This is a genomic window from Sphaerisporangium sp. NPDC051011 (assembly GCF_040653595.1).
In the GTDB taxonomy this organism is placed as follows: domain Bacteria; phylum Actinomycetota; class Actinomycetes; order Streptosporangiales; family Streptosporangiaceae; genus Sphaerisporangium.
Window position 1 is genome coordinate 123,992 of sequence record NZ_JBFAGG010000010.1, and the last position, 19,557, is coordinate 143,548.

Genomic DNA, 19,557 nt, shown 5'->3' on the forward strand with positions numbered 1-19,557 from the left:
CCGTCTGGACTGTCTGGGCCGTCCGGGTCGTCAGCCGACGTGGACCGGCGGGCGGCGGGTGTCGTCCGGCTCGGCCTGGCGCAGCACCTCGCGGGTGACCGGCGCTACGTCGCCCCCGCCGAAGACCAGGTAGCGCAGCAGCGCCGCGATCGGGTTGCCCTCCGACCAGTGGAAATAGACGTGCGGCAGCTTGCCGGTCTCGTCCCGGATGTGCAGCAGGACGGCGGCGATGGCGTTCGGGACCGTGGCGCCCCGCACCCGCAGGATCTTGTACCCGTGCCGCTCCTCGCCCTGGACGCACAGCTCGGAGTGGAACTCCGAGGCGTCCCCCACCGTCACCTCCAGGAACAGCAGCGGCTCATCCTCGGGAAGGTGGTGGTTGCGCCGGGTCTCGTGGTCTTTGTCCGCGTACTCCTTGGCGTCCCGCGCGTCCGGTTCGTTGGCGATGATCCGGATCTTGCCCGGCACGTCGATGAGGCTCCTGGCCTTCTTGTCCAGCTCGATCGCGCTGACCCGCAGCTCGGTGGAGCGGGTGGCGCGGGAGATGAGCGAGGTGACGACGATGGCGGCCACGAAGAAGAACGCGATCTTCAGGCCGTCGGGCCGCTCGATGATGTTGGCGACCGCCGTGTACGCGAGGATCAGCGACACCACCCCGAAGGCCGCCGCTCTGCCCTTCCTGCGCTTCTGCCAGGCGGACAGCGTCACCGCGACCGCCGCCGACAGGATCAGCGCCAGCACGCCCGTCGCGTACGCGCCGCCCTGCTCCTCCACGCCCGCGTGGAAGTAGAGCGTGACGGCGAAGGCGATGCCGGTGAACACCAGCACCAGGGGACGGACGGCGCGCGTCCAGTCGGGGGCCATGCCGTAGCGCGGCAGGTAGCGGGGCACGATGTTGAGCAGCCCTGCCATGGCGGACGCCCCGGCGAACCACAGGATGGCGATCGTGCTGAGGTCGTACAACGTGCCGAACAGGTCGCCGAGGTACTCGTGCGCGAGGTACGCGAGGGCGCGCCCGCTGGCCTTGCCGCCCTCCTTGAACTCCTCGGACGGGATGAGCACGCTGGTCGCGAAGCTGCTGGCGATCAGGAAGACGCTCATGATCAGGGCGGCGGTGGTCAGCAGCCGCCGCGCGCCCTTCACGCGCTCCCGCAGATCGCCCTTGACCAGCGGCATCACCGCGACGCCGGTCTCGAACCCGGACATGCCGAGCGCGAGCTTCGGCATCACGTAAAGCGAGGCCGCGATCATGGCGAGCGGTCCCGAATGCTCGGCGGTCAGGGCGTTCTGCCAGTCGCCCACCAGCTCGGGGTTCGCGACGGCCCGCACGACCGACGTCGCCACGACCACCACGTTCAGCAGCAGGTAGACGGCCACCAGCACGACGGCCAGGCCGATCGCCTCGCTGAACCCGCCGAGGAACACCAGGCCGAGCAGGGCGATCAGGACGAGCGTGAGCGGGACCTTCCACCCGTCGAAGAAGTCGGGGACGAACGGGTTCTGCAGGATGTGCGCCGTGGCGTCGGCGGCCGACAGCGTGATCGTGACGACGAACGCGGTGGCGACGAAGCCGAGCAGGAACAGCACCAGCAGCTTGCCGCGCCACCCGGGCAGCAGTCCTTCGAGCATCGACAGCGAGCCGAGGCCGTTCGGGCTCTCGGCCGCGACCGCGCGGTAGGTCGGCAGGGCGCCGAACAGGGTGAGCGCGATCAGCAGCAGCGTCGCCACGGGGGACAGCGCCCCGGCCGCGAGCGCGGCGATGCCGGGCTGGTAGCCGAGCGTCGAGAAGTAGTCGACGCCGGTGAGGCACATGACCTGCCACCAGCGGTGCTGCTCGTGCGGCGCCGGGTCGGCGTGGTGCCCGACGGACCGGCGATCGGACTGGAGCAGGCCGTGCAGCAGCCAAGCACGCAGTCTGTCGTCGGTGCGTTCCCCGCTCGACGGCGGAGAGGATGTGGCCGCCACCTGTCACCCCTTGTCCAAGTACCACAGGATGCCAGGAACCCTACTCAACGGGCACAGGCGGCGGTGGGCGGATAGGCACCAGGGTCCACGAAAATCCGCGCCGGCCCACGCGCCTCCGCCGTCCCAGCCCGGGAGCCGGACCTCCGCACGTCACGCCGTCCGGAATCGGCCACCGAAACTGAGGGGTTGTCGGATTTCCGTAATTCGCCGCGAAAATCCGCGCCCCTTTGTCCATCCTCGCCTCGCCCGGCGTGTGCGATAAAGGAACATATCAGGCAAGACGGTCATTTCGACCATCGAGGGCACCTCCTATCCGCCCACTACATTTCCGCCGCTCCACGGAGACGCATCGGCAGGCCACTTCCCTCACTTCAGGGTCATGACCTCGTAAGGCGACCCGGGGCGATCAGCGCGCATGGCAGGATAGTGACCGGCGGTACTTGCAATGGTTTTCATAATCAGATTGGATTCCGAGTCATGAGAGTTGCGTTCGTAGGCAAGGGTGGAAGCGGCAAGACCACCCTGTCGTCGCTGTTCGCCCGGCACCTGGCCCGCCAGGGCGGCCCGGTGGTGGCCATCGACGCCGACATCAACCAGCACCTGGGCCTCGCCCTGGGACTCGGCTCCGACCAACTCCCCCCGCCCATGGGCCTCGCCATCACCCAGATCAAGGACTACCTGCGCGGCGACAACCCGCGCATCCCCTCCGCCGCCGCGATGGTGAAGACGACCCCGCCGGGCTCCGGCTCCCGCCTGATCACCCTGGACGACCCCTACTTCGCCCGCGAGCACACCACCACCGTCCCGGCCGTCCCCGGCCTGCGGCTGATGGTCACCGGCCCGTTCAGCGAGGACGACCTGGGCGTGGCCTGCTACCACTCCAAGGTCGGCGCCGTCGAGCTCTACCTCAACCATCTGGTCGACGGCCCCGGGGAGCACGTCATCGTCGACATGACCGCCGGCGGCGACTCCTTCGCCTCGGGCATGTTCACCCGCTTCGACATGACGTACCTCGTCGCCGAGCCCACCCGCCAGGGCATCGGCGTCTACAACCAGTACCGCGAGCACGCGCGCGACTTCGACGTCCCGCTGGCCGTCGTCGGCAACAAAATCCACTCCGAGGGCGACATCGCGTTCCTGCGCGAGCACGTCGGCGACCACCTGCTGGTCGCCCTGCCGCACTCCCCGGCGATCCGCGCCATGGAGCAGGGCCGCCCCTTCACGCTGGACGACCTGGAGCCCCAGGGCCACCACGCGCTCGGCGTGCTGCGCGACCACCTGGACGCCCAGGCCAAGGACTGGACCAAGTTCGGCCGCCAGACCATCGAGTTCCACACGCGCAACGCGCACGCCTGGGCCAACCGCGCCACCGGCCAGGACCTGCTCCACCAGATCGACCCGGACTTCGTGTACGGCCGCCGTCCCACGCTCACCACCACGTGACGCGCGGCGCGGCGGGCCGGCGTCCCACGTGACTGTCGCCGTCCCGCCACCTTCAGCCGGTCAAGCCGCCCACTTAACGTCGAATCCATCCCCTCCGGAGAAGGAGAACCACGCATGTCGCTGACCGTTCCCAACGAACTGCTCGACCAGGCCCGTGCCGGCGAGGTGGACGACGCGGCCTTCGTCGCCTGCGTCCGCGACTCGCTGCCGTACGCCTGGACGCTCATCACCGGTCTGGTCCGGCAACGTCAGGAGAGCGGCGCGGAATTCGCCGACAACCACACCCCGCCGCCGGACGAGGCCGCCCGCGGCCAGCTCCTGCGCTGCCTCGCCAGCGACGCGATGCGCGGGGCGCTGGAGCGCCACTTCGGCGTCCGGCTCGCCTTCCAGAACTGCCACCGCGTCGCCGTGTTCGACCCGACGGCCGAGAAGGCGCACGCCGAGTTCATCACGGCGCGGTCGCAGATCCTGAACCAGAGCCCCGACCTGGTCGACTGCTGACCGGAGCCGCGGCTCACCGGCGGGGTCGCACGGCTTCACGGCCGTGCGGCCCCGCCGCGCGTCCGGGCTCGAACGCGCGTCCGGGCCCGTGCATGCGTCGGGAGCCCGTGCGCCCCGGCGCCCCGCACGTGCGCGTGGCCACGAGCCTGCTGTACGGGGAGACGGAGGAACAGTGACCGGCGGCGCTGACCGCCGACCGCCCGCTGGAGCTTCCCTGGGTCGCCGAGTCACTCGCGCACCTCGGCGCGGGGCGCTCGACGCGCTCACCGAACGGCGGAGGTTCGCCGCGTGGATTCCACCGACGCCGGCTCCGGCCTTCCCGTGATCGTTATTGCCGAACCTTTACCTTCGCGGCGGCCTTGGCGATCATGGTCATCAGTACGCTGACCTGGGATTTCATCCTCGGAGTCCCCGCTTTCCCGGACACGCACCAAGTTGTTCCACATGATTTGGCCCTGCGTATGCAGGGGAGCCCCCATCATGTGCTCATGCCCGCTTTTGTCACCCTGTCCGGGCGCTCCGTGCGCCTGGAACCACTCAGCCTCGCGGTGGTCGACGACCTGGTCACCGCGGCGAGTGAAGACCGCTCCACCTACGCCTTCACTCGGGTACCCGCAGGCCGGGAAGAGATGACCTCGTACGTCGAGGCGGCTCTGGCTGAGCAGGCGGACGGCCGCACGTTGCCGTTCGCCATCCGGTGGCTCCACACCGACAGAATCGTCGGTGCCACCCGTCTGATGCACCTGGAGTACTGGCAGGGCCCCCTGCCGTGGCCTCCGGGAACGCGGGGCGTGGTGGGCGAGGTCCCGTCCGTGGCGGACATCGGTTACACCTGGCTGGCCGCATCGGCCCAGGGCACCGGCGTGAACCGGGAGAGCAAGTACCTCATGCTCTCGCTCGCCTTCGAGACCTGGCAGGTCCACCGCATAACCCTGAAAGCAGACGTACGCAACCAACGTTCCCGGGCCGCCATCGAAGCCCTCGGCGCACACCTCGACGGGGTGCGGCGGGCGGACAGCCGAGGCTCCGACGACACGGTCCGAGATACGGCGTACTACTCCATCCTGAGTTCCGAATGGCCGGGCGTCCGAGAACGGATGCTCGCGAGGCTCGGCCTCCTGGAAGCGGCGTGAGATCCCCGTCCCTTCGATGAACTCATGGAACACGCGGCCCGCCCGGAAGCTTCGCGGCTTCCGGGCGGGCTGTGCTGTTCTCCCAGCCGTCTCAGGCCCCCCGTGTACCCCTGAGGATCACTCCTGGTCGTCGGCCTCGTACACGTAGTTCCAGCGGCCGCAGTAGACCTTCTTGTTGTGGAAGTTGTCGAAGTAGCACACGCGGACCTGCGCGGTGTCGACGTCGTCCGCGTAGAAGTGGAACGAGCGGTAGCCGCTGGAGCCGCACTTCTTGGCCCAGGAGGTGCTGTCGTCCCCGTCGGTGTTCTCGAACTTGACCTCGACGTAGCCGCACAGCCAGTTCGGGGAGTTCTTGTCGTACAGCTTGCCGCTGACATGGATGCGGGCGTCGTCGTCCTCCCACACGTCGCCGCGGGCCTTGGCGCGGGAGCCGTTGTAGTACTTCGAGTAGTAGTAGCCCCAGCTGTCGTCGAAGTCGAGGGTGGCGACGGTCTTCGTGGTCGTCGCGGCGTTCGCCGAGGTGGCGAGGGCCGGCACGCCGACCGCGAGCACGGTCGTGGCGGCGGCGAGTCCGAGCATGGTGCGGATCGAGCGGCGCATCTGATTCTCCTGATCTGAGGGTTTCCCCGGTTTTCCTGCTGCCCGGGGCGTACGTCCTAGTGATAGAGCCGAACGCCTGCAAGTCACTTACAGCCACTTACAACGGCCTTACGCCGCATGCAGGGCGCTTGAAGGAGGCGGTCATGCCGTTTTCCCGTGACCGCGAGGGGCTCTCGACGGAGCCGAACATGTGCGGCGAATTCGCGATAGGCCCGTTCGATCCGGGACGGCCCCCGCCGGGCCGGATCGCGCGCCGAATATGTGCGGCCCTGCCGGATCCGTGTCAGGACCGGATCCGGCGGTGAAGGCCCGCGTCTCGTGTGGCCGCCCCCGCACCGGGGCCACGCTCGACTGACTTCAGCATGAGCGGGCGCGGTCAACGCGAAATCAACGGGCAATCAACGCCTGGATTAACGTAATCGCCATCGCATAGGGACCGGGACCACGGGGGATCTATGCTTTGGTTACAAACGGCAAAAGGGTGGGGAACTCAGGACAATGGCTGGTCATGGTGATGGGGCTGGCCTTCGCTTCGCAGTCCTCGGGCCAGTGCTGGCCTGGCGGGAAGGCCGGGAGCTGGAGCTCGGCACGCCCTTGCAACGCTCCATACTCACCATGCTGCTGCTGCGCGAGGGCCGCGCGGTGTCCCCCACGGAGATGATCGACGCCATCTGGGGGGACGAGGCGCCGCCCCGGGCACTCGGCGCGCTGCGCACGTACGTCTCGCGCCTGCGCGCCGTCCTCGAACCGGACCGTTCGCCGCGCATGCGTCCCGAACTGCTGACCTCGGTCGGACGCGGCTACGCGCTGCGCCTCCCGCCGGGCGCCTTCGACCTGGCCGAGTTCGAGCGGCTCGTCGCCGAGGCCGAGACCGAGCGGCGCGCGGGCGACCTGCCCGGAGCGGCCGAGACCCTGCGCCGCGCCCTCCGCCTGTGGTCCGGCGAGCCGCTGGCCGGGGCCGTCGGGCCGTACATCGAGAGCCAGCGCGGCCGTCTCACCGAGCGCCGCGTCGGCGTCGTCGAGACGCTGATGGAGCTGGACCTGGAGCTCGGCCGGCACGCCGACGTCGTCCACGAGCTCGTCGCCCTGACCTCCGAGCACCCGCTCAGGGAACGCCTGCGCGGCCAGCTCATGCTCGCCTACTACCGGTGCGGCCGGCAGGCGGACGCGCTCGCCGTCTTCGGCGACATCCGCCGCGCGCTCGTCGAGGAGCTCGGCATCGACCCCGGCCACGAGCTGGCGTCCCTGCACCAGAGCATCCTCGCCGCCGACCCCGAACTGGCCTGGACCAGGACGCGGCAGGTCCGCCAGAAGCCCGCGTCCGACGGGGACGTCAGACCCGCCGAGGCGCCCGCCGCCGACGTCGAGAGCGGCGAGCACGAGTCCGTCCAGGAGATGCCGCGCCCGGCGCAGCTCCCCGCCGCCGTGAACGACTTCACCGGCCGCAGGGAGGTCGTGAACCGGCTGCGCACGCTGCTGACCAGCGTCAGCGGCGGCGAGGGCGTGCCGGTCGCGGCCGTGTCGGGCATCGGCGGGGTCGGCAAGACCACCCTCGCCGTGCACGTGGCCCACTCGCTGCACGAGGTGTTCCCGGACGGGCAGCTGTACGCGGACCTGCGCGGATACGGCGAGGAGCCGACCGCGCCCGAGTCCGTGCTCGCGGCGTTCCTGCGCGCGCTCGGCATCCCGGTCGACATCATCCCCGACGGCCTCGCCGAGCGCGGCGCGCTGTTCCGCTCGCTGCTCGCCGACCGCCGCATGATCGTGCTGCTGGACAACGCGCGCGACGCCGAGCAGGTCGAGCACCTGCTGCCGGGCACGGCGGGCTGCGCGGCGATCGTGACGAGCCGGGGCAAACTGGCGGACCTGCCGTCCGCCCGGCTGGTCGACCTGGAGGTCATGGAGCCGGAGGAGGCGCTCGGCCTGTTCGCGGCCGTCGCCGGGCCCGAGCGCGTGGCCGTCGAGCGCGCCGCCGCCATGGACGTGGTCGCCATCTGCGGCTTCCTCCCGCTCGCGGTCCGCATCGTCGCCGCGCGCCTCGCCGCCAGGCCCGCCTGGACGGTCGCCTCGCTCGTCCCCCGGCTCGCCGACGAGCGGCGCCGGCTCGACGAGATGCGCATCGGCCACCTCGCCGTCCACGCGACCTTCTCCCTCGGCTACGGGCACCTGGACCCGGCGCAGGCCCGCGCGTTCCGCCTGCTCTCGCTGCCGAACGGGCCGGACGTCTCGGTGCAGGCGGCGGCCTCGCTGCTCGGGCTGAGCACGCTCGAGACCGAGGACATGCTGGAGTCCCTGGTCGACGTGAGCCTGCTCGAAGCCCCCGCGCCGGGCCGTTACCGCTACCACGACCTGCTGCGGCTGTTCGCCCGCAAGCAGGTCGAGCTCAGCGATGACGCGGACGCCGCCGCGCAGGCCCTGCGACGGCTGCTCGGGTTCTACCTCGCCTCCGCCCAGGCCGCGCACCGGCTCGCGTACGAGGGCAGCGTCATCAGCGAGCACCTGGTGTCCCTCGGCGTCGCGGGCCGGTCCTTCGCCGGCGCCGACGAGGCCGTGACGTGGCTGACGATCGAGGCCGAGACGCTGTTCGCCGCCATCGGGCAGGCGTCCGACTCCGCGCGCACGCCCGAGGCGCTGCTGCCCGCCGCCGACCTGCTGCTCGCCATGGAGCCGCTGCTGGAGTCGGGCGCGTTCGCCCGCGAGTTCGCCGGGCGCGCGAGCGGCCTCCTCGCCGCGGCGCGGGCCGCCGGGGCCGCCGGGGACAGGGTGAGCGAGCTGCGCTGCCGGTACGTCCTCGGGCGGGTGCTGTTCGTGGCGAACCGGCTGCGCGACGCCGACACCGAGTTCCGCACCGCGCTGGAGCTGGCCGATGTCACCGGCGATCCCATCGTCAACGGCGAGATCCTGAACGCGCTCGCGGTCGTCGCCGGGCGCAGGCGGCGGCACGAGGAGGCGCTGGCCTGGTTCGACTCGGCGCTCAAGGCGTTCAAAGAGAGCGGCGCGGTCGGCGGTGAGGCGCTCGTGGCGAGCTACTCGGCCCGCGACCACCTCGCGCTCGGCAGCACGGACGAGGCGATCGCCGCCGCCGAGCGCGGCCTCGCGCTGTTCTCTGAGCTCGGCAGCGGCGCGGGGACGGCCCGCGCGCGTTACCAGCTCGGCGTCGTGCTGTCCCGGGTGGGACGGCTGACCGAGGCCGTCGTCCACCACGCGGAGTGCCTGGACTTCTTCCGCGCGGGCGGGCAGACGGTGTGGGAGCAGCGGGTCTGCTGCCGGCTGGCGGAGACCTTCATCACCGCCGAGCGGTACCAGGACGCGGCGCGGCACGCCGAGCAGGCGCTCACGCTCAGCAGGGAGATCGGCCATCCGTACGGCGAGGCGCTGTCGCTGACCGTGCTAGGACGCGCGCTCGCCGGGCTCGGCAGCGTCCGGCGGAGCGGCGACTGCCTCAAGCGGGCCCTGGACATCTTCACCCGGCTGGGTTCCCCCGAGGCCGACGACCTCCGGGCCCTGCTGAAGCTCGATCAGATCAGCGATTAGGTCGCGGACGCTGAAAGGGTCGTCGTCGAGCCTCGTCATCCGCACGTGATTGATCACCTTTGACCTACCGTGTCCTGATCGAGTGCCGCACTTGCCCGCACGGCTCAGCGGAAAGTATCCGGATCCACACCCAACGCCACCGGATATATGGAAAGCTCATATCCGCCGTTAAGTGCTTGGAGCTTGGAAGTGCCCTGATCTGTGGTGAGGCGCCCGGCCGGTCGTCTGCCGCCGCGTGACGCTGGGGGCCCGGTGGTCACCGGTCACGCCACACGGCGACCGGCCGCCTCGCAATGACGACCGGCCGGACATGACACGGAGCTCGAACCCCCCAAGTTCCGTGCCGCACCGCAAGGCTCGCCGCCCGGGCTCAAAGTCCGATCAACACCGGATCAACACCGCGAAAACCGCCTGATAGGACATGTGGGACATGGGCCGAATCACCTGGGGTACCGGGCGGGCAAGCTCCTCGCAAGCGGCGGTCAAGGGGGTACAGGTACGACACAGGGGGACGCGATACCTCGCGCCAGGAGTTGCAAGGAGCGGATTCCGATGCTGATTCCGTGCTACGCGTGTGAGTCCCGGTTCCGGCCGGACGAATATTTCCTCGCCTGCCACGACTACGACCGCGGCATGGACCTCGTCGCGTGGACGTGCCCGAGCTGCGGCAACCGCGACGACCTGCGGGTCCTGCCCGACGCCATCGGTTTCGGCTACCCGCGCCGCGGCCGCTTCAGCGTGCAGGACCGGTTCAGGGTGCCCGGCCTGCGCCGACGCCGGCAGGACCTGCGCCTCGACATCACCCTGGACAAGGAGGTCTGGCGGGTCCCCACCACGCTGCGCTCGTGGGCCTGAGCGTCACTTGAGGACGGGGTAGGTCAGCTCCGTCCTCGCGGGGAACTCGCGCACGCGCGGCGTCCCCAACTCGAGCGGGCCCGCGCCGAGCGGCCCGAAAAGGCGGATGCCCTCGCCGAGCAGCACGGGCACCAGGTGGATGCGGATCTCGTCGAGCAGGCCCTCGTCGAGGCACTGCCGGGCGATGTCCGGCCCGCCCATCACGTAGACGCCCCCGCCGCCCGCCGCGGCCCGCGCCTTCTCGACCGCGCCGCGCACGCCGTCGGTGACGAACGTGAACCGCGGCCCGGCGTCGTCCGGCACGTCGTGGGACACCACGAAATAGGGGACGGGCACCGGCGGGTCGCCGCCCCAGCCGCCCGCGACCTCGTACGTCCGCCGGCCCGCGACCACGGCGCCCGTCCACGACGTCTCCATCAGCTCGCGCACCTCGGGGCCGAAGACGGCCTGCTCGGCGTCGGAGAACACCCAGGCGTGCAGCCGCTCGGTGTCGTGGTCCGGGGTGGCCACGAAACCGTCCAGCGACATCGTGATGTCCAGCACGACCGTTCCCATGACCCCTCCCGCTGATCTTCGGCGCCCGTCGAACATACGCACGAACCCGCGCGCCTGGCAACCGAGCCCAGCCGGAAAGAGGGCCCGTGCGGACGGCGTGCCGCGCCGCCCGCACGGGCCCCCACCGGTCAGCGCCGGGATCGACCCGTCAGCTCGTCGGGAAGTCGTCGGGCGTCCTGATCCGGTCACGGACCCAGACACCGGCCGGCTTCAGGCGCGCGGTGCCGGTGAAGGAGCCGTTCGGGCAGGTCCCTCCCGTGAACACCGCGCCGGACCGCGAGTCGTCGGAGTAGTTCCAGTTCGTCCAGCTGATCTTCTTCTGCGCCATCAGGTCGAGGTACTGCTGTGCCCTGGTGAAGTTGTTGCTCCCGTCGCCGCTCGCGGTCTGGGTGCCGAATTCGCTGACGAACATCGGGATGCGGTCGGCGGCCCGCGAGAGGGCGTTCAGGTACTCGGTGCCGTGCGAGGCCGCATAGAAGTGGAAGGTGTACATGATGTTGGTCGCGTTGACCGGGTTGTTGATCACCTCGGTCTCGGTCGCCCCGTCGGAGACGCCGAGCGAGGACCACGCCCGCGTGCCCACCAGGATCGGCGTGTCGGGGTCCTGGGCGCGGATCACCGGGATCAGCTCCTCGGCGTAGCTCTTGACGCGCGACCAGGCCACGTCGTTCGGCTCGTTGGCGATCTCGTAGAGCAGGTTGTTCTTGGCGTTGTGACGCTGGGCGATCTCGGTGAAGAACGTCTTCGCCCTGCTCAGGTTGTAGTTCGGATCGCCAGGGGTGAGCATGTGCCAGTCGACGATCGCGTACATCCCCCGGGCGGTCGCCATCTCGATGAGGTTGTGCACGCGGTCGGTGAACAGGCGCGGGTTCGTCTCGTAACCGTCCTCCTGGATGTACATGGAGATGCGCAGGACGTCCGCGTTCCAGTCGCGGGCGAGCGCGTCCAGCGAGGCCGCGTTGAGGCACTGGTAGTACCACTGCAGGCCGTGGGTGCTCATGCCGCGCAGCTGGATGGGCTTGCCGTACTGGTTGCACAGCTTGGTGCCACAGACGCGGAGCTGCCCGTTGATCGAGACGGGCGTGCCGCCCCCGCCGCCGGTGGTGACCTCGACGTCCACGTAGTCCAGGTTCGGGCCGCCGTCCGCGTTCGTCGCGGTCGCGCGGATCGTGTTGGTCCCGGCGTTCACCGGCGCGCTGACCGTGGTGGAAGCCCAGGTGCTCCACGCGCCCGTGCCGTTGAAGGCAAGGTTCGCCGAGACGGTCGCGCCGTTGACGGCGATGGCCATGGGACGGTTGACCGTGGTGCCGTTGGCGTATCGCAGCGTGATCGCGGCCGTGCCCGCCGACGCCGCGTTCACCGTGAACTGCACGTAGCTGCCGGCGACGTTGTCGTAGTTGGCGAAGCCGGTTCCGCTGTATCCGGCATGGTTGGATTCCACGAGCCCCTGAGAGATCGTGGCGTTCTCCGCTTCGTATCTGGTCGCCGCCGCTCCCGCGCCGACCGGCGCGAGGGGACCGAGAAGCAGTGTGAAGATCGCGGTCAGGACAAGAGTGCGCACGAGATGTCGCATGATCGCTCCCTGGTGGAGGACAAGTGATCGGCGCCCCGGAGGGCGCCTCGGGTCCGGCCGCCGTGAGGCCGGTGCGCGCTGGTGTTCATCCGCATCTCCCCCCAGATTTCCGGCATGGGGAGGCCCCCGGATCATGGAGTCGTCACCCTTTCTCTTCGTTAGGAAGGTTAACTAATGAGTGATCCGGAGAATATGGTCACAGCGAAGGGAGGACAAGACCCAAATTCTTGACACGCCAGTCAGAACGGCCGGGCGATATGCCCCCTCGGTCCAGGCCTCACGCCGACCGGCCCGCTCCTGACCTCATGCCGCCGGGCCCGCTCCTAGCCTCATGCCGCCGGGCCCGCTCCTAGCCTCATGCCGCCGGGCCCGCTCCTCGCTTCACGGCTTCAGGTGGTCCGGAGGCTGAGCCAGGCGGCCTCGCAGAGGGCCTTGATCTCCTCCTCGGTGGGCTGGTGGGCCCCGGTGAACCACAGACGGCACATCTCGGTCGCGGGCCCGAGCCACAGGACGTAGCACATCGTCGGCTGCACCGGCCGCAGCACGCCGTCCTTCATGTGGGGGCGCCACCAGTCGGCGACCTGGCGGAAGAACGCGCGGCGCGACTCGGCGATCTCGGGGCCGCCCGGCTCCTCGCGCCGGGGCGGGCGCTCGCTGATCATGATGCGGGCCCGCTCGGGATGGCCGCCGCACCAGGCCATGTGCATCGCGACGATCGCCTCGATGCCGCCCCGGGCGGTGTCATGCTGGAAGAGCTCGTCCAGGAACGCCTGCTGGTACATGGTCTGGATCTCGGCGTAGAGCACCCCGAAGACGTGTTCCTTGCTGGCGAAGTGGTGGTAGAAGCTCCCGACGCTGACGCCGCTCTCCTCGCGGAGGCTGGCCAGCGTGGTGGAGGACACCCCGTCCTGGCTGAAGCGGCGCAGGGCCCCCTCGATGATGCGGGTGCGGCCGTCACGTCCGTTCTTCGCGCTCTTCACATAGTCAATGGTGACTCAACAGAACCTTGTTCTGCAAACGTGTGCAGCCGCCTCGATCGCGGCCACCGGATGGCGGCCCGGTTCAGATCGGGCCGATGCGCGCGATGATCTCGACCGTACCGCACTCGACGCGCGCCGCCGCCCACCCCTGCCACTCGTCGGCCACGACCACCGCGATCCTCGCCGTGCGAGGTGACCCCGAGGCTCGGGCCAGGCAGCCGGCTCGCCGGCTAGCTCTGCTTGCCGAGGGTGCGCAGGACGCGCTGGAAGGCCAGCAGCGACGCCCCCGCCGCGAGCACCATCAGAACGGCCACCGCCGCCGTCCGCACGATCAGATAGGTCTCGATCGACTCGCTGAACAGCAGCCACAGGCTCAGCGTCCCGTTGGCCATCTGGACGAACCCCCACAGCAGCGACAGGTGCACGAAGAAGCGGCGCATCCGGGGGTGGTGCATCAAATGCTCGGGAAGCGGCACGAGGTCGGTGGTCACCCGCTGGATCAGCGGGCGCGGCGCGGCGGCCGTGCCGAGGAAGGCCAGGCTCGCGCAGAAGACCCCGAGCGTCGGTTGCAGGAAGTAGATCACGACGTCGCCGGTGACCAGCGCGAGCGCCGCCCGTACCGTGACCGCCAGCATCGCCAGCAGGACGGTGCCGGGCACGGACTCGCGCCGGACCAGCCGCAGCGCCGCCCCTCCGTACACCCAGCCCACCGCCATGATCAGGCCGCCGTTCATGCCGGCGACCAGCAGCCCCGCGTAGAAGACGGCGACCGGGAGGATCATGCCCTCCAGCACGCGGGGCGCCGCGTGCCGGACCAGGACGGAGAGCCTCGGCATCACCGGCTGTGGCGCGGCGGGCGGCAGGGCGAGACTGGGCGCGGTCATGTTCGTGTGGGCTCCCGAGGACAGAGCGAGGAGGCGCCACAGCGGGCGACCCAGACGACCGTACGGCATGCCCCGGCCGTCCGCGAGTGCTTCCACGAGATCATGATCGGAGGGTGGTGACGCCTTCACCGTCCTTGATGACGCTCATGGCACACCGCCTCCCCAAGCACTGTCCGCGCGGCTCCGCCATGCCACGACCTGGGGGAACGCGCCCGGCCCGCTTCGGACGGCGCCGGGCACGGCCGGGTGACGGACCACCTCACGCCCTGCCTACGCTGAATGCGTGTACCGGTTCCTCCTCACGCCCCGCTGGCTGGCGCTTCACGTGCTGGTCCTGGTGCTCATCCCCGCGTTCGTCTTCCTGGGCAGATGGCAGTTCGGGCGGTGGGAGGAAAGATCGGCGGCGAGCAACGTGGCCACCCGCAACCTCGCCGCGGCCCCGGTTCCCCTCGCCGACCTGGACAGACCCGGAGCGTCCGTCCCCGACGCGCTGCGCTTTCGTCCCGTCACGGCCGCCGGCCGCTATGATCCGGCCGGGGAGCTACTGGTCAGGCGCCGTACGCAGAACAGCCGGCCGGGCTTCTACGTGCTCACTCCGCTGGTGACGGCCGACGGCACCGCCGTGATCGTCAACAGGGGCTGGGTGAAGGCCGGGGCGACCGCGGACGCGCCTCCGGAGGTCCCTCCGCCCCCGGCTGGTGAGGTAAGTGTCACCGGCCGGCTACGCCCGGCCGAGACGGAGGAGAACACCGGCATCACCGAGCGCAGCGGCCTTCCGCCCCGCCAGGTGCTGCTGATCGACACCCCGTCCCTCGCCAAGCGTCTGCCGTACCGGCTCTACGGCGGCTTCGTCGAACTGACGGAGCAAAAGCCCAGCTCAGCGACGGCGCCCGAGCCCGTCCCCGACCCGGACGTGGGCGGAGGCGGCGGCCTGAACCTCGCCTACGGCGTGCAGTGGTGGCTGTTCATCGCGATCGCGATCGGTGGTTGGATCGCGCTGATCCGGCGCGAGGCGCGCGATCTCAAGGCCGGAGGCAAGGCCGCGGCCACCTCCGATGTCGTCCCCAGCGCCGGACGCTAGGAACCACGATCACGGGGCGTCCGTTCTTCACCGCGAAGACCGCTTTCGACGCGTGGAGGCGCCGATGCCATCGGTCGTGTGGGTGAAGGACGAAGGGGCCGAATACGCGCATGTCGAGATCTCCGACGGGCGCCTCACGGCGACGGGAACGGCCGTCGGCGCGGTCCCGGTGCCCTACCGGCTCGAATACGAGCTGGTGACCGGCCGGCAGTACGTCACCGAGGCGCTGAGCGTGCGCGCACAGGGGGCCGAGTGGTCGCGGGCGATCGACCTCAAACGGAACGCCGGGGGGACGTGGACGTGCACGGCCGAGTCCATCGGAGCCCTGGACGGCCCCGCCCCGGGCGTCGACCCGGGCGTGCTCGCGGGCGCCCTCGACTGCGACCTCGGGTTGTCGCCCCTCACCAACACCATGCCGGTGCTGCGCCACGGGATGCTCACGGGCGGCGATCCGGTCGGCTTCGTGATGGCGTGGGTGAGCGTGCCGCACCTGGCGGTGAGCCGGGAGCCACAGCGGTACACGCCCCTGGGCGGCGGTGTGGTGCGCTTCGAGAGCGAGGGATTCCAGGCGGACCTGACATTCGGGGCCGACGGCCTGATCTCGCGGTACCCCGGCCTCGCGCAGCAGGTCACGGCCTCCTGACCGCTTTTCTCCCTGCTTGTCACCCGATTTCGTAAGAAGGTTGACCACGCTGGGCGGCCGTCCGCGTGCTAACGGATACCAACCGGAGACCTCCCAGCTTGTCTGGTGTTATTCCTGCGGCATACGGTTTTCCTCGTGAACACATCGCTGCCCCCTGACCCCGAGCCAAGGCGGCGCGATTATGTGATCATCAGCGTCGACGATCACCTGATCGAGCCGCCGGACGTGTTCGAAGAGCGGCTCCCGCAGAAGTACGTCGACGTCGCGCCCAAGGTGGTCGAGACCGACGCCGGCCACCAAGTCTGGCGGTACGGCGGCGGCACCTACTCCTGTGCGGGCATGGACGTCGGCGCCGGTCTCCCGCGCGAGCAGTGGACCCTCGACCCCGTCCGGTTCGAGAACATGCGGCCCGGCTGCTACGACATCGAGGCCCGCGTCAACGACATGGACATCGCGGGCATCTGGGCGGCCATCAGCTTCCCCGGCATGCTCGCGGTGCAGTCCGGAATGGCGTTCGCCAAGACCCGCGACCAGGACCTCGGCCTCGCCCTCACCCGCGCGTACAACGACTGGCACTGCGACGTCTGGGCCGGCACCTACCCCGAGCGCATCATCGCCCTCCAGCTGCCCTGGCTCCCCGACCCGGAGGTCGCCGCCAAGGAGATCCGGGCGAACGCCGCGCGCGGGTTCAAGGCCGTCGTCTTCCCGGAGTTCCCGACGCGGCTGCGCCTGCCGTCCATCCACACCGGCCACTGGGACCCGTTCTTCGCCGCGTGCGAAGAAACCGGCACGGTCCTGTGCCTGCACACGGGCGCCTCGTCGTGGTCGCCGGTGCCCTCGCCGGACACCCCGATCGAGGCCATCACCACGATGATCCCGGCGAGCGCGATGTTCGCCTGCGCCGACTGGCTGTGGTCGGGCGTCCCGCTGCGGTTCCCCAAGCTGCGCATCCTCATCGTCGAGGGCGGCGTCGGCTGGCTGCCCATGCTGTCCGCCCGCGCCGACTACGCCCTCGACCACCCCGTGGCGGGCGAGGCCACGTGGGAGGGCGGCCTGAAGCCCAGCGAGGTCCTGCGCCGCAACTTCTACTTCGGCACGCTCGACGACTACGCCCTGTCCGGCGTGCGGCTGGCCGTGGGGCTGGAGCACGTGCTCCTCGAAAGCGGGTACCCCCGCTCGGAGTCGACCTGGCCGGACGTCCAGAAGGCCCTCGCCCGTAACCTCGGCAGCCTGCCGCCCGCCGACATCGCGCGGGTGGCCTACGGCAACGCCGCCCGCCTCTTCGGGCACCCGCTGCCGTCACGCGCCTGGCTGCTCAGGGAAGAGCTCTGACGGCCCGCTCACCGCTCTTCCGGGCCCCGCCCCACACCGTGACCATCGGGCGGGCCCGCGAGGGGCTCAGGAGCGGTCACAGGACCTCGCCGGTGACCTTCTTGCGCTCCCAGTCGACGTAACGGCCGCTCTCGACGAGCAAGGACCCCACGAGCCACAGGAACACGCCGAAGTCGTCGGTCACCCCGATGATCGGCAGGAAGTCGGGGATCAGGTCCACCGGCGAGATGATGTAGCCGATCGCGAGCCCCATGAGCAGGAGCTTGTTCCTGCCGAGATCGCGGTATTCGCCGCGCACCGCGCGGGAGATCATCTTCGGCAGCGCCTTGATCCGGGCCATCAGACCGGGCGAGCCCGGCTGGCTGACCTCCTGGTAGACGCGGTACGCGGCCGCCGCGCGACCGGCCCCGCCCACGGAAGACCCGCGACCCTTGATCATGATGGTCCCCTTCATCTGTGCCCGCGTCGCCACGGATACGTCACCGCGCGATTACCCCCACGCGCACTCCGATAACGCGTGAGCCCCCACCGGCGGTTCCTGCCCCCGTCCCGGCACAGGACTGTCACCCTCACGGAAGGGAGCCCGCTCGCGGCACGTCGTTTCCGGCCGGCGCGGTCAGGCGCGCAGCTCCCGCATGGCGGTCAGGAAATCCTTGGTCACCCCGCGCAGCCCCGGCAGGTGCGACAACCCCACCAGCCGGTCGATCAGCGGGACCATCACCTCGATCAGCCGGTACGTCCGCAGGCACCCCGGAGAGGTGTCGTGCACCCAGTAAAGGATCATTCCCATGGACGCCAGCCACAACAGCTCGGGCAGCTCCTCGCGGAGCTCGGCGTCGATGCGCGCGTCCGACCCCTCGACGACCTGGCGGTACAGGGCGATCGCCGCCTCGCGGGCCGGCGTCGACTCGCCGCTGAACGGGCTGAGCGGATTGCTCGGCTCAGAGGCGTGCTTGAAGAACTTGACGGCGAAGTCGTGGTACGGATCGGACACCTGGACCCAGACGCGCAGCACGCCGCTCAGCCGCGCCGCGAACTTCCTCTCGGTCGCCAGAAGATCACGGCAGGCGGCCTCGTGCTCGGACTGCGCGCGATCGTAGTACGCCTGGACAAGCTGCTCTTTGGACGAAAAGTAGTAGTAAGCGTTTCCTACGGAGACCCCCGCCTCGGCCGCGATGGCCCGCATGGTCGTCGCCTCGTACCCCCGCTCCCTGAAGAGGCGAAGGGCCGTCTCGACGATGACCTCACGGGTCTTCTCTCCTCCACGCGCTCTCGGCGTCGATTCGACCACGGGGCCACTGTACGGCCCGGAGCCCTTCAAGGTCACAGACGAACAGCTTGTCCGCCATTTTCCCGCAAAAACACGCAGAGTAGTGGAGTCAGCACTTTCCCCGGATGGGATAGATCCTCTTGGCGGAGGGGCGCCCTGCGACAGAGGACGAATATGGGTTTGCATCCCTGCGGACGCGGGCCCGCGTGGCTTGGTGCCTGCGCGTTGCTCGCCGTGCAGATCACAGTGACGGGGCTGGCCTCCGCGCGGCCCGCCTCGGCGGCGGCGACGCGCCTGCAGTCCGCCACCGGCGCGAACGGTCCCGCCCACGGCGCGCGCCACCGCCCCGAAACCGGCTCGTCATCCCGGTCCGGCCCCGCCACGCCCCGCGCGCTCACCCGGCCCGCCATCGGCTCGCCATCCCGCACCCGCCCCGGCGCCCTCGCCCGCGCCACGGCCGCGTCACCCGCCCGCGCCACAGGCGCCTCACCCGCACGGACCGCGAGCGCCTCACCGGCACGCGGCCGGGCCTCGGCCGCACGCGGAGCGGCCGCGTCGGCCTCCGGGGCCGCCGCGTCACCCACGCGTACCGTGACCCGCACCCGGGCCGCCGGCGCGAGCACCCCGCGCCTTCGAGCCCTGTACAACGCGCTACCCTCCACGCGCTACTCGACCAGCGCGGGCATGCTCGGCCAGGCCGCCGCGGCGGCGCGGGCACGGGCGGCCGGGATGGTGAGCCCCGTGCTGTGGCGGCAGCACCGCCTGTACCAGGCCGTACGGCTCCAGCACCCGCAGGCCGCCCGCCGCCTGCGCCACGCGGGGCTGGGCTGGCGGTCGTCGGGCCACTGCGCGAGCCGCCACAACCGCTCGTGCACCTCACTGGACGCCGTGCGCCTCGGAACGTTGTGGGGCGTCGTCAACCTGAAGCGCCGCAGCGGCTGCCCGATCGTCGTGACCGGGGGCACCGAGGTCGGCCACGCGGGCGGCGCGCACAGCCACGGCGCGGGCTACAAGCTGGACATCGAGCACAACAACTGCATCAATCGGTTCATCCGGAAAATGCGCAAGGGACAGGTGCGCGGCGACGGCGCCGACATCTTCTACGAGCGCCGTCCCCAGGGCTACACCATCTACGCCAACGAGCCCAGCCACTGGGACATCAAGTTCCTCTAGAACCATCCGGCGCGGCGCTGACCCCCTTGAGGAGC

Annotated in this window: 17 protein-coding genes; 9 read left to right on the forward strand and 8 right to left on the reverse strand. The window is 70.4% G+C overall.

What is annotated here, in order from left to right; genetic code table 11:
• Positions 1 to 30: 30 nt before the first annotated feature.
• Positions 31 to 1,965, reverse strand: a complete 1,935-nt coding sequence (locus AB0H21_RS23600; protein ID WP_358520103.1) for an amino acid transporter — start codon at positions 1,963 to 1,965, stop codon at positions 31 to 33.
• Between the two features lie 477 nt (positions 1,966 to 2,442).
• Here AB0H21_RS23600 and AB0H21_RS23605 point away from each other — a divergent pair, with 477 nt between their 5' ends.
• The 3 genes from AB0H21_RS23605 to AB0H21_RS23615 all read left to right on the forward strand — a co-directional run bounded on the left by AB0H21_RS23605 (position 2,443) and on the right by AB0H21_RS23615 (position 5,042).
• A complete protein-coding gene (locus AB0H21_RS23605) occupies positions 2,443 to 3,408 on the forward strand; it encodes an ATP-binding protein (protein ID WP_358520105.1) in 966 nt (321 codons plus the stop codon).
• A gap of 114 nt (positions 3,409 to 3,522) precedes the next feature.
• Positions 3,523 to 3,909, forward strand: a complete 387-nt coding sequence (locus tag AB0H21_RS23610; RefSeq protein WP_358520106.1) for an SCO5389 family protein — start codon at positions 3,523 to 3,525, stop codon at positions 3,907 to 3,909.
• 488 nt (positions 3,910 to 4,397) lie between these two features.
• On the forward strand, positions 4,398 to 5,042 hold the full coding sequence (locus tag AB0H21_RS23615) for a GNAT family protein (RefSeq protein ID WP_358520108.1): 645 nt from the start codon (positions 4,398 to 4,400) through the stop codon (positions 5,040 to 5,042).
• A 117-nt stretch (positions 5,043 to 5,159) separates the two neighbouring features.
• Here AB0H21_RS23615 and AB0H21_RS23620 read toward each other — a convergent pair whose 3' ends face one another.
• On the reverse strand, positions 5,160 to 5,642 hold the full coding sequence (locus AB0H21_RS23620) for a hypothetical protein (protein ID WP_358520111.1): 483 nt from the start codon (positions 5,640 to 5,642) through the stop codon (positions 5,160 to 5,162).
• Between the two features lie 549 nt (positions 5,643 to 6,191).
• On the opposite strand from AB0H21_RS23620, the gene AB0H21_RS23625 reads away from it, so the two are divergent.
• Both AB0H21_RS23625 and AB0H21_RS23630 read left to right on the forward strand, forming a co-directional pair.
• The gene (locus AB0H21_RS23625; RefSeq protein WP_358520112.1) at positions 6,192 to 9,176 is read left to right on the forward strand and encodes a BTAD domain-containing putative transcriptional regulator; all 2,985 of its coding nucleotides are present in this window, start codon (positions 6,192 to 6,194) and stop codon (positions 9,174 to 9,176) included.
• 552 nt (positions 9,177 to 9,728) lie between these two features.
• A complete protein-coding gene (locus AB0H21_RS23630; RefSeq protein WP_358520115.1) occupies positions 9,729 to 10,031 on the forward strand; it encodes a hypothetical protein in 303 nt (100 codons plus the stop codon).
• A gap of 3 nt (positions 10,032 to 10,034) precedes the next feature.
• On the opposite strand, the gene AB0H21_RS23635 is transcribed toward AB0H21_RS23630, so the two are convergent.
• The 4 genes from AB0H21_RS23635 to AB0H21_RS23650 all read right to left on the reverse strand — a co-directional run bounded on the left by AB0H21_RS23635 (position 10,035) and on the right by AB0H21_RS23650 (position 14,119).
• Positions 10,035 to 10,586 carry a dihydrofolate reductase family protein gene (locus AB0H21_RS23635; RefSeq protein ID WP_358520117.1) on the reverse strand — a complete coding sequence of 184 codons (552 nt, stop codon included), beginning with the start codon at positions 10,584 to 10,586 and terminating at the stop codon, positions 10,035 to 10,037.
• A gap of 148 nt (positions 10,587 to 10,734) precedes the next feature.
• Positions 10,735 to 12,159: a cellulase family glycosylhydrolase gene (locus tag AB0H21_RS23640; protein WP_358520119.1), complete on the reverse strand. Its 1,425-nt coding sequence runs from the start codon at positions 12,157 to 12,159 to the stop codon at positions 10,735 to 10,737.
• A 389-nt stretch (positions 12,160 to 12,548) separates the two neighbouring features.
• Positions 12,549 to 13,139, reverse strand: a complete 591-nt coding sequence (locus AB0H21_RS23645) for a TetR/AcrR family transcriptional regulator (RefSeq protein ID WP_358520122.1) — start codon at positions 13,137 to 13,139, stop codon at positions 12,549 to 12,551.
• Between the two features lie 230 nt (positions 13,140 to 13,369).
• Complete coding sequence (locus tag AB0H21_RS23650; RefSeq protein ID WP_358520124.1) at positions 13,370 to 14,119, reverse strand: VC0807 family protein; 750 nt, start codon at positions 14,117 to 14,119, stop codon at positions 13,370 to 13,372.
• 187 nt (positions 14,120 to 14,306) lie between these two features.
• Here AB0H21_RS23650 and AB0H21_RS23655 point away from each other — a divergent pair, with 187 nt between their 5' ends.
• The 3 genes from AB0H21_RS23655 to AB0H21_RS23665 all read left to right on the forward strand — a co-directional run bounded on the left by AB0H21_RS23655 (position 14,307) and on the right by AB0H21_RS23665 (position 17,079).
• Positions 14,307 to 15,104, forward strand: a complete 798-nt coding sequence (locus tag AB0H21_RS23655) for an SURF1 family protein (protein WP_358520126.1) — start codon at positions 14,307 to 14,309, stop codon at positions 15,102 to 15,104.
• A 64-nt stretch (positions 15,105 to 15,168) separates the two neighbouring features.
• Positions 15,169 to 15,747 (forward strand): putative glycolipid-binding domain-containing protein, encoded by a 579-nt coding sequence (locus tag AB0H21_RS23660; protein WP_358520128.1) that lies wholly within the window; start codon positions 15,169 to 15,171, stop codon positions 15,745 to 15,747.
• Positions 15,748 to 15,882: 135 nt separating this feature from the next.
• A complete protein-coding gene (locus AB0H21_RS23665; protein ID WP_358520130.1) occupies positions 15,883 to 17,079 on the forward strand; it encodes an amidohydrolase family protein in 1,197 nt (398 codons plus the stop codon).
• 76 nt (positions 17,080 to 17,155) lie between these two features.
• Here AB0H21_RS23665 and AB0H21_RS23670 read toward each other — a convergent pair whose 3' ends face one another.
• Together AB0H21_RS23670 and AB0H21_RS23675 are read right to left on the reverse strand one after the other, a co-directional pair.
• A complete protein-coding gene (locus AB0H21_RS23670) occupies positions 17,156 to 17,518 on the reverse strand; it encodes a YkvA family protein (protein ID WP_358520132.1) in 363 nt (120 codons plus the stop codon).
• A 177-nt stretch (positions 17,519 to 17,695) separates the two neighbouring features.
• Positions 17,696 to 18,370 (reverse strand): TetR family transcriptional regulator, encoded by a 675-nt coding sequence (locus AB0H21_RS23675; RefSeq protein WP_358520133.1) that lies wholly within the window; start codon positions 18,368 to 18,370, stop codon positions 17,696 to 17,698.
• 213 nt (positions 18,371 to 18,583) lie between these two features.
• On the opposite strand from AB0H21_RS23675, the gene AB0H21_RS23680 reads away from it, so the two are divergent.
• On the forward strand, positions 18,584 to 19,522 hold the full coding sequence (locus AB0H21_RS23680; protein WP_358520135.1) for a hypothetical protein: 939 nt from the start codon (positions 18,584 to 18,586) through the stop codon (positions 19,520 to 19,522).
• The last annotated feature ends 35 nt before the right edge of the window (positions 19,523 to 19,557 follow it).

Bases quoted from the DNA above. Each gene is read 5' to 3' on its own strand.
- AB0H21_RS23605 (WP_358520105.1), top strand. From the start codon at position 2,443: ATGAGAGTTGCGTTCGTAGGCAAGGGTGGAAGCGGCAAGACCACCCTG.
- AB0H21_RS23670 (WP_358520132.1), bottom strand. From the start codon at position 17,518: ATGATCAAGGGTCGCGGGTCTTCCGTGGGCGGGGCCGGTCGCGCGGCG.
- AB0H21_RS23635 (WP_358520117.1), bottom strand. From the start codon at position 10,586: ATGGGAACGGTCGTGCTGGACATCACGATGTCGCTGGACGGTTTCGTG.
- AB0H21_RS23610 (WP_358520106.1), top strand. From the start codon at position 3,523: ATGTCGCTGACCGTTCCCAACGAACTGCTCGACCAGGCCCGTGCCGGC.
- AB0H21_RS23620 (WP_358520111.1), bottom strand. From the start codon at position 5,642: ATGCGCCGCTCGATCCGCACCATGCTCGGACTCGCCGCCGCCACGACC.
- AB0H21_RS23660 (WP_358520128.1), top strand. From the start codon at position 15,169: ATGCCATCGGTCGTGTGGGTGAAGGACGAAGGGGCCGAATACGCGCAT.
- AB0H21_RS23640 (WP_358520119.1), bottom strand. From the start codon at position 12,159: ATGCGACATCTCGTGCGCACTCTTGTCCTGACCGCGATCTTCACACTG.
- AB0H21_RS23630 (WP_358520115.1), top strand. From the start codon at position 9,729: ATGCTGATTCCGTGCTACGCGTGTGAGTCCCGGTTCCGGCCGGACGAA.
- AB0H21_RS23615 (WP_358520108.1), top strand. From the start codon at position 4,398: ATGCCCGCTTTTGTCACCCTGTCCGGGCGCTCCGTGCGCCTGGAACCA.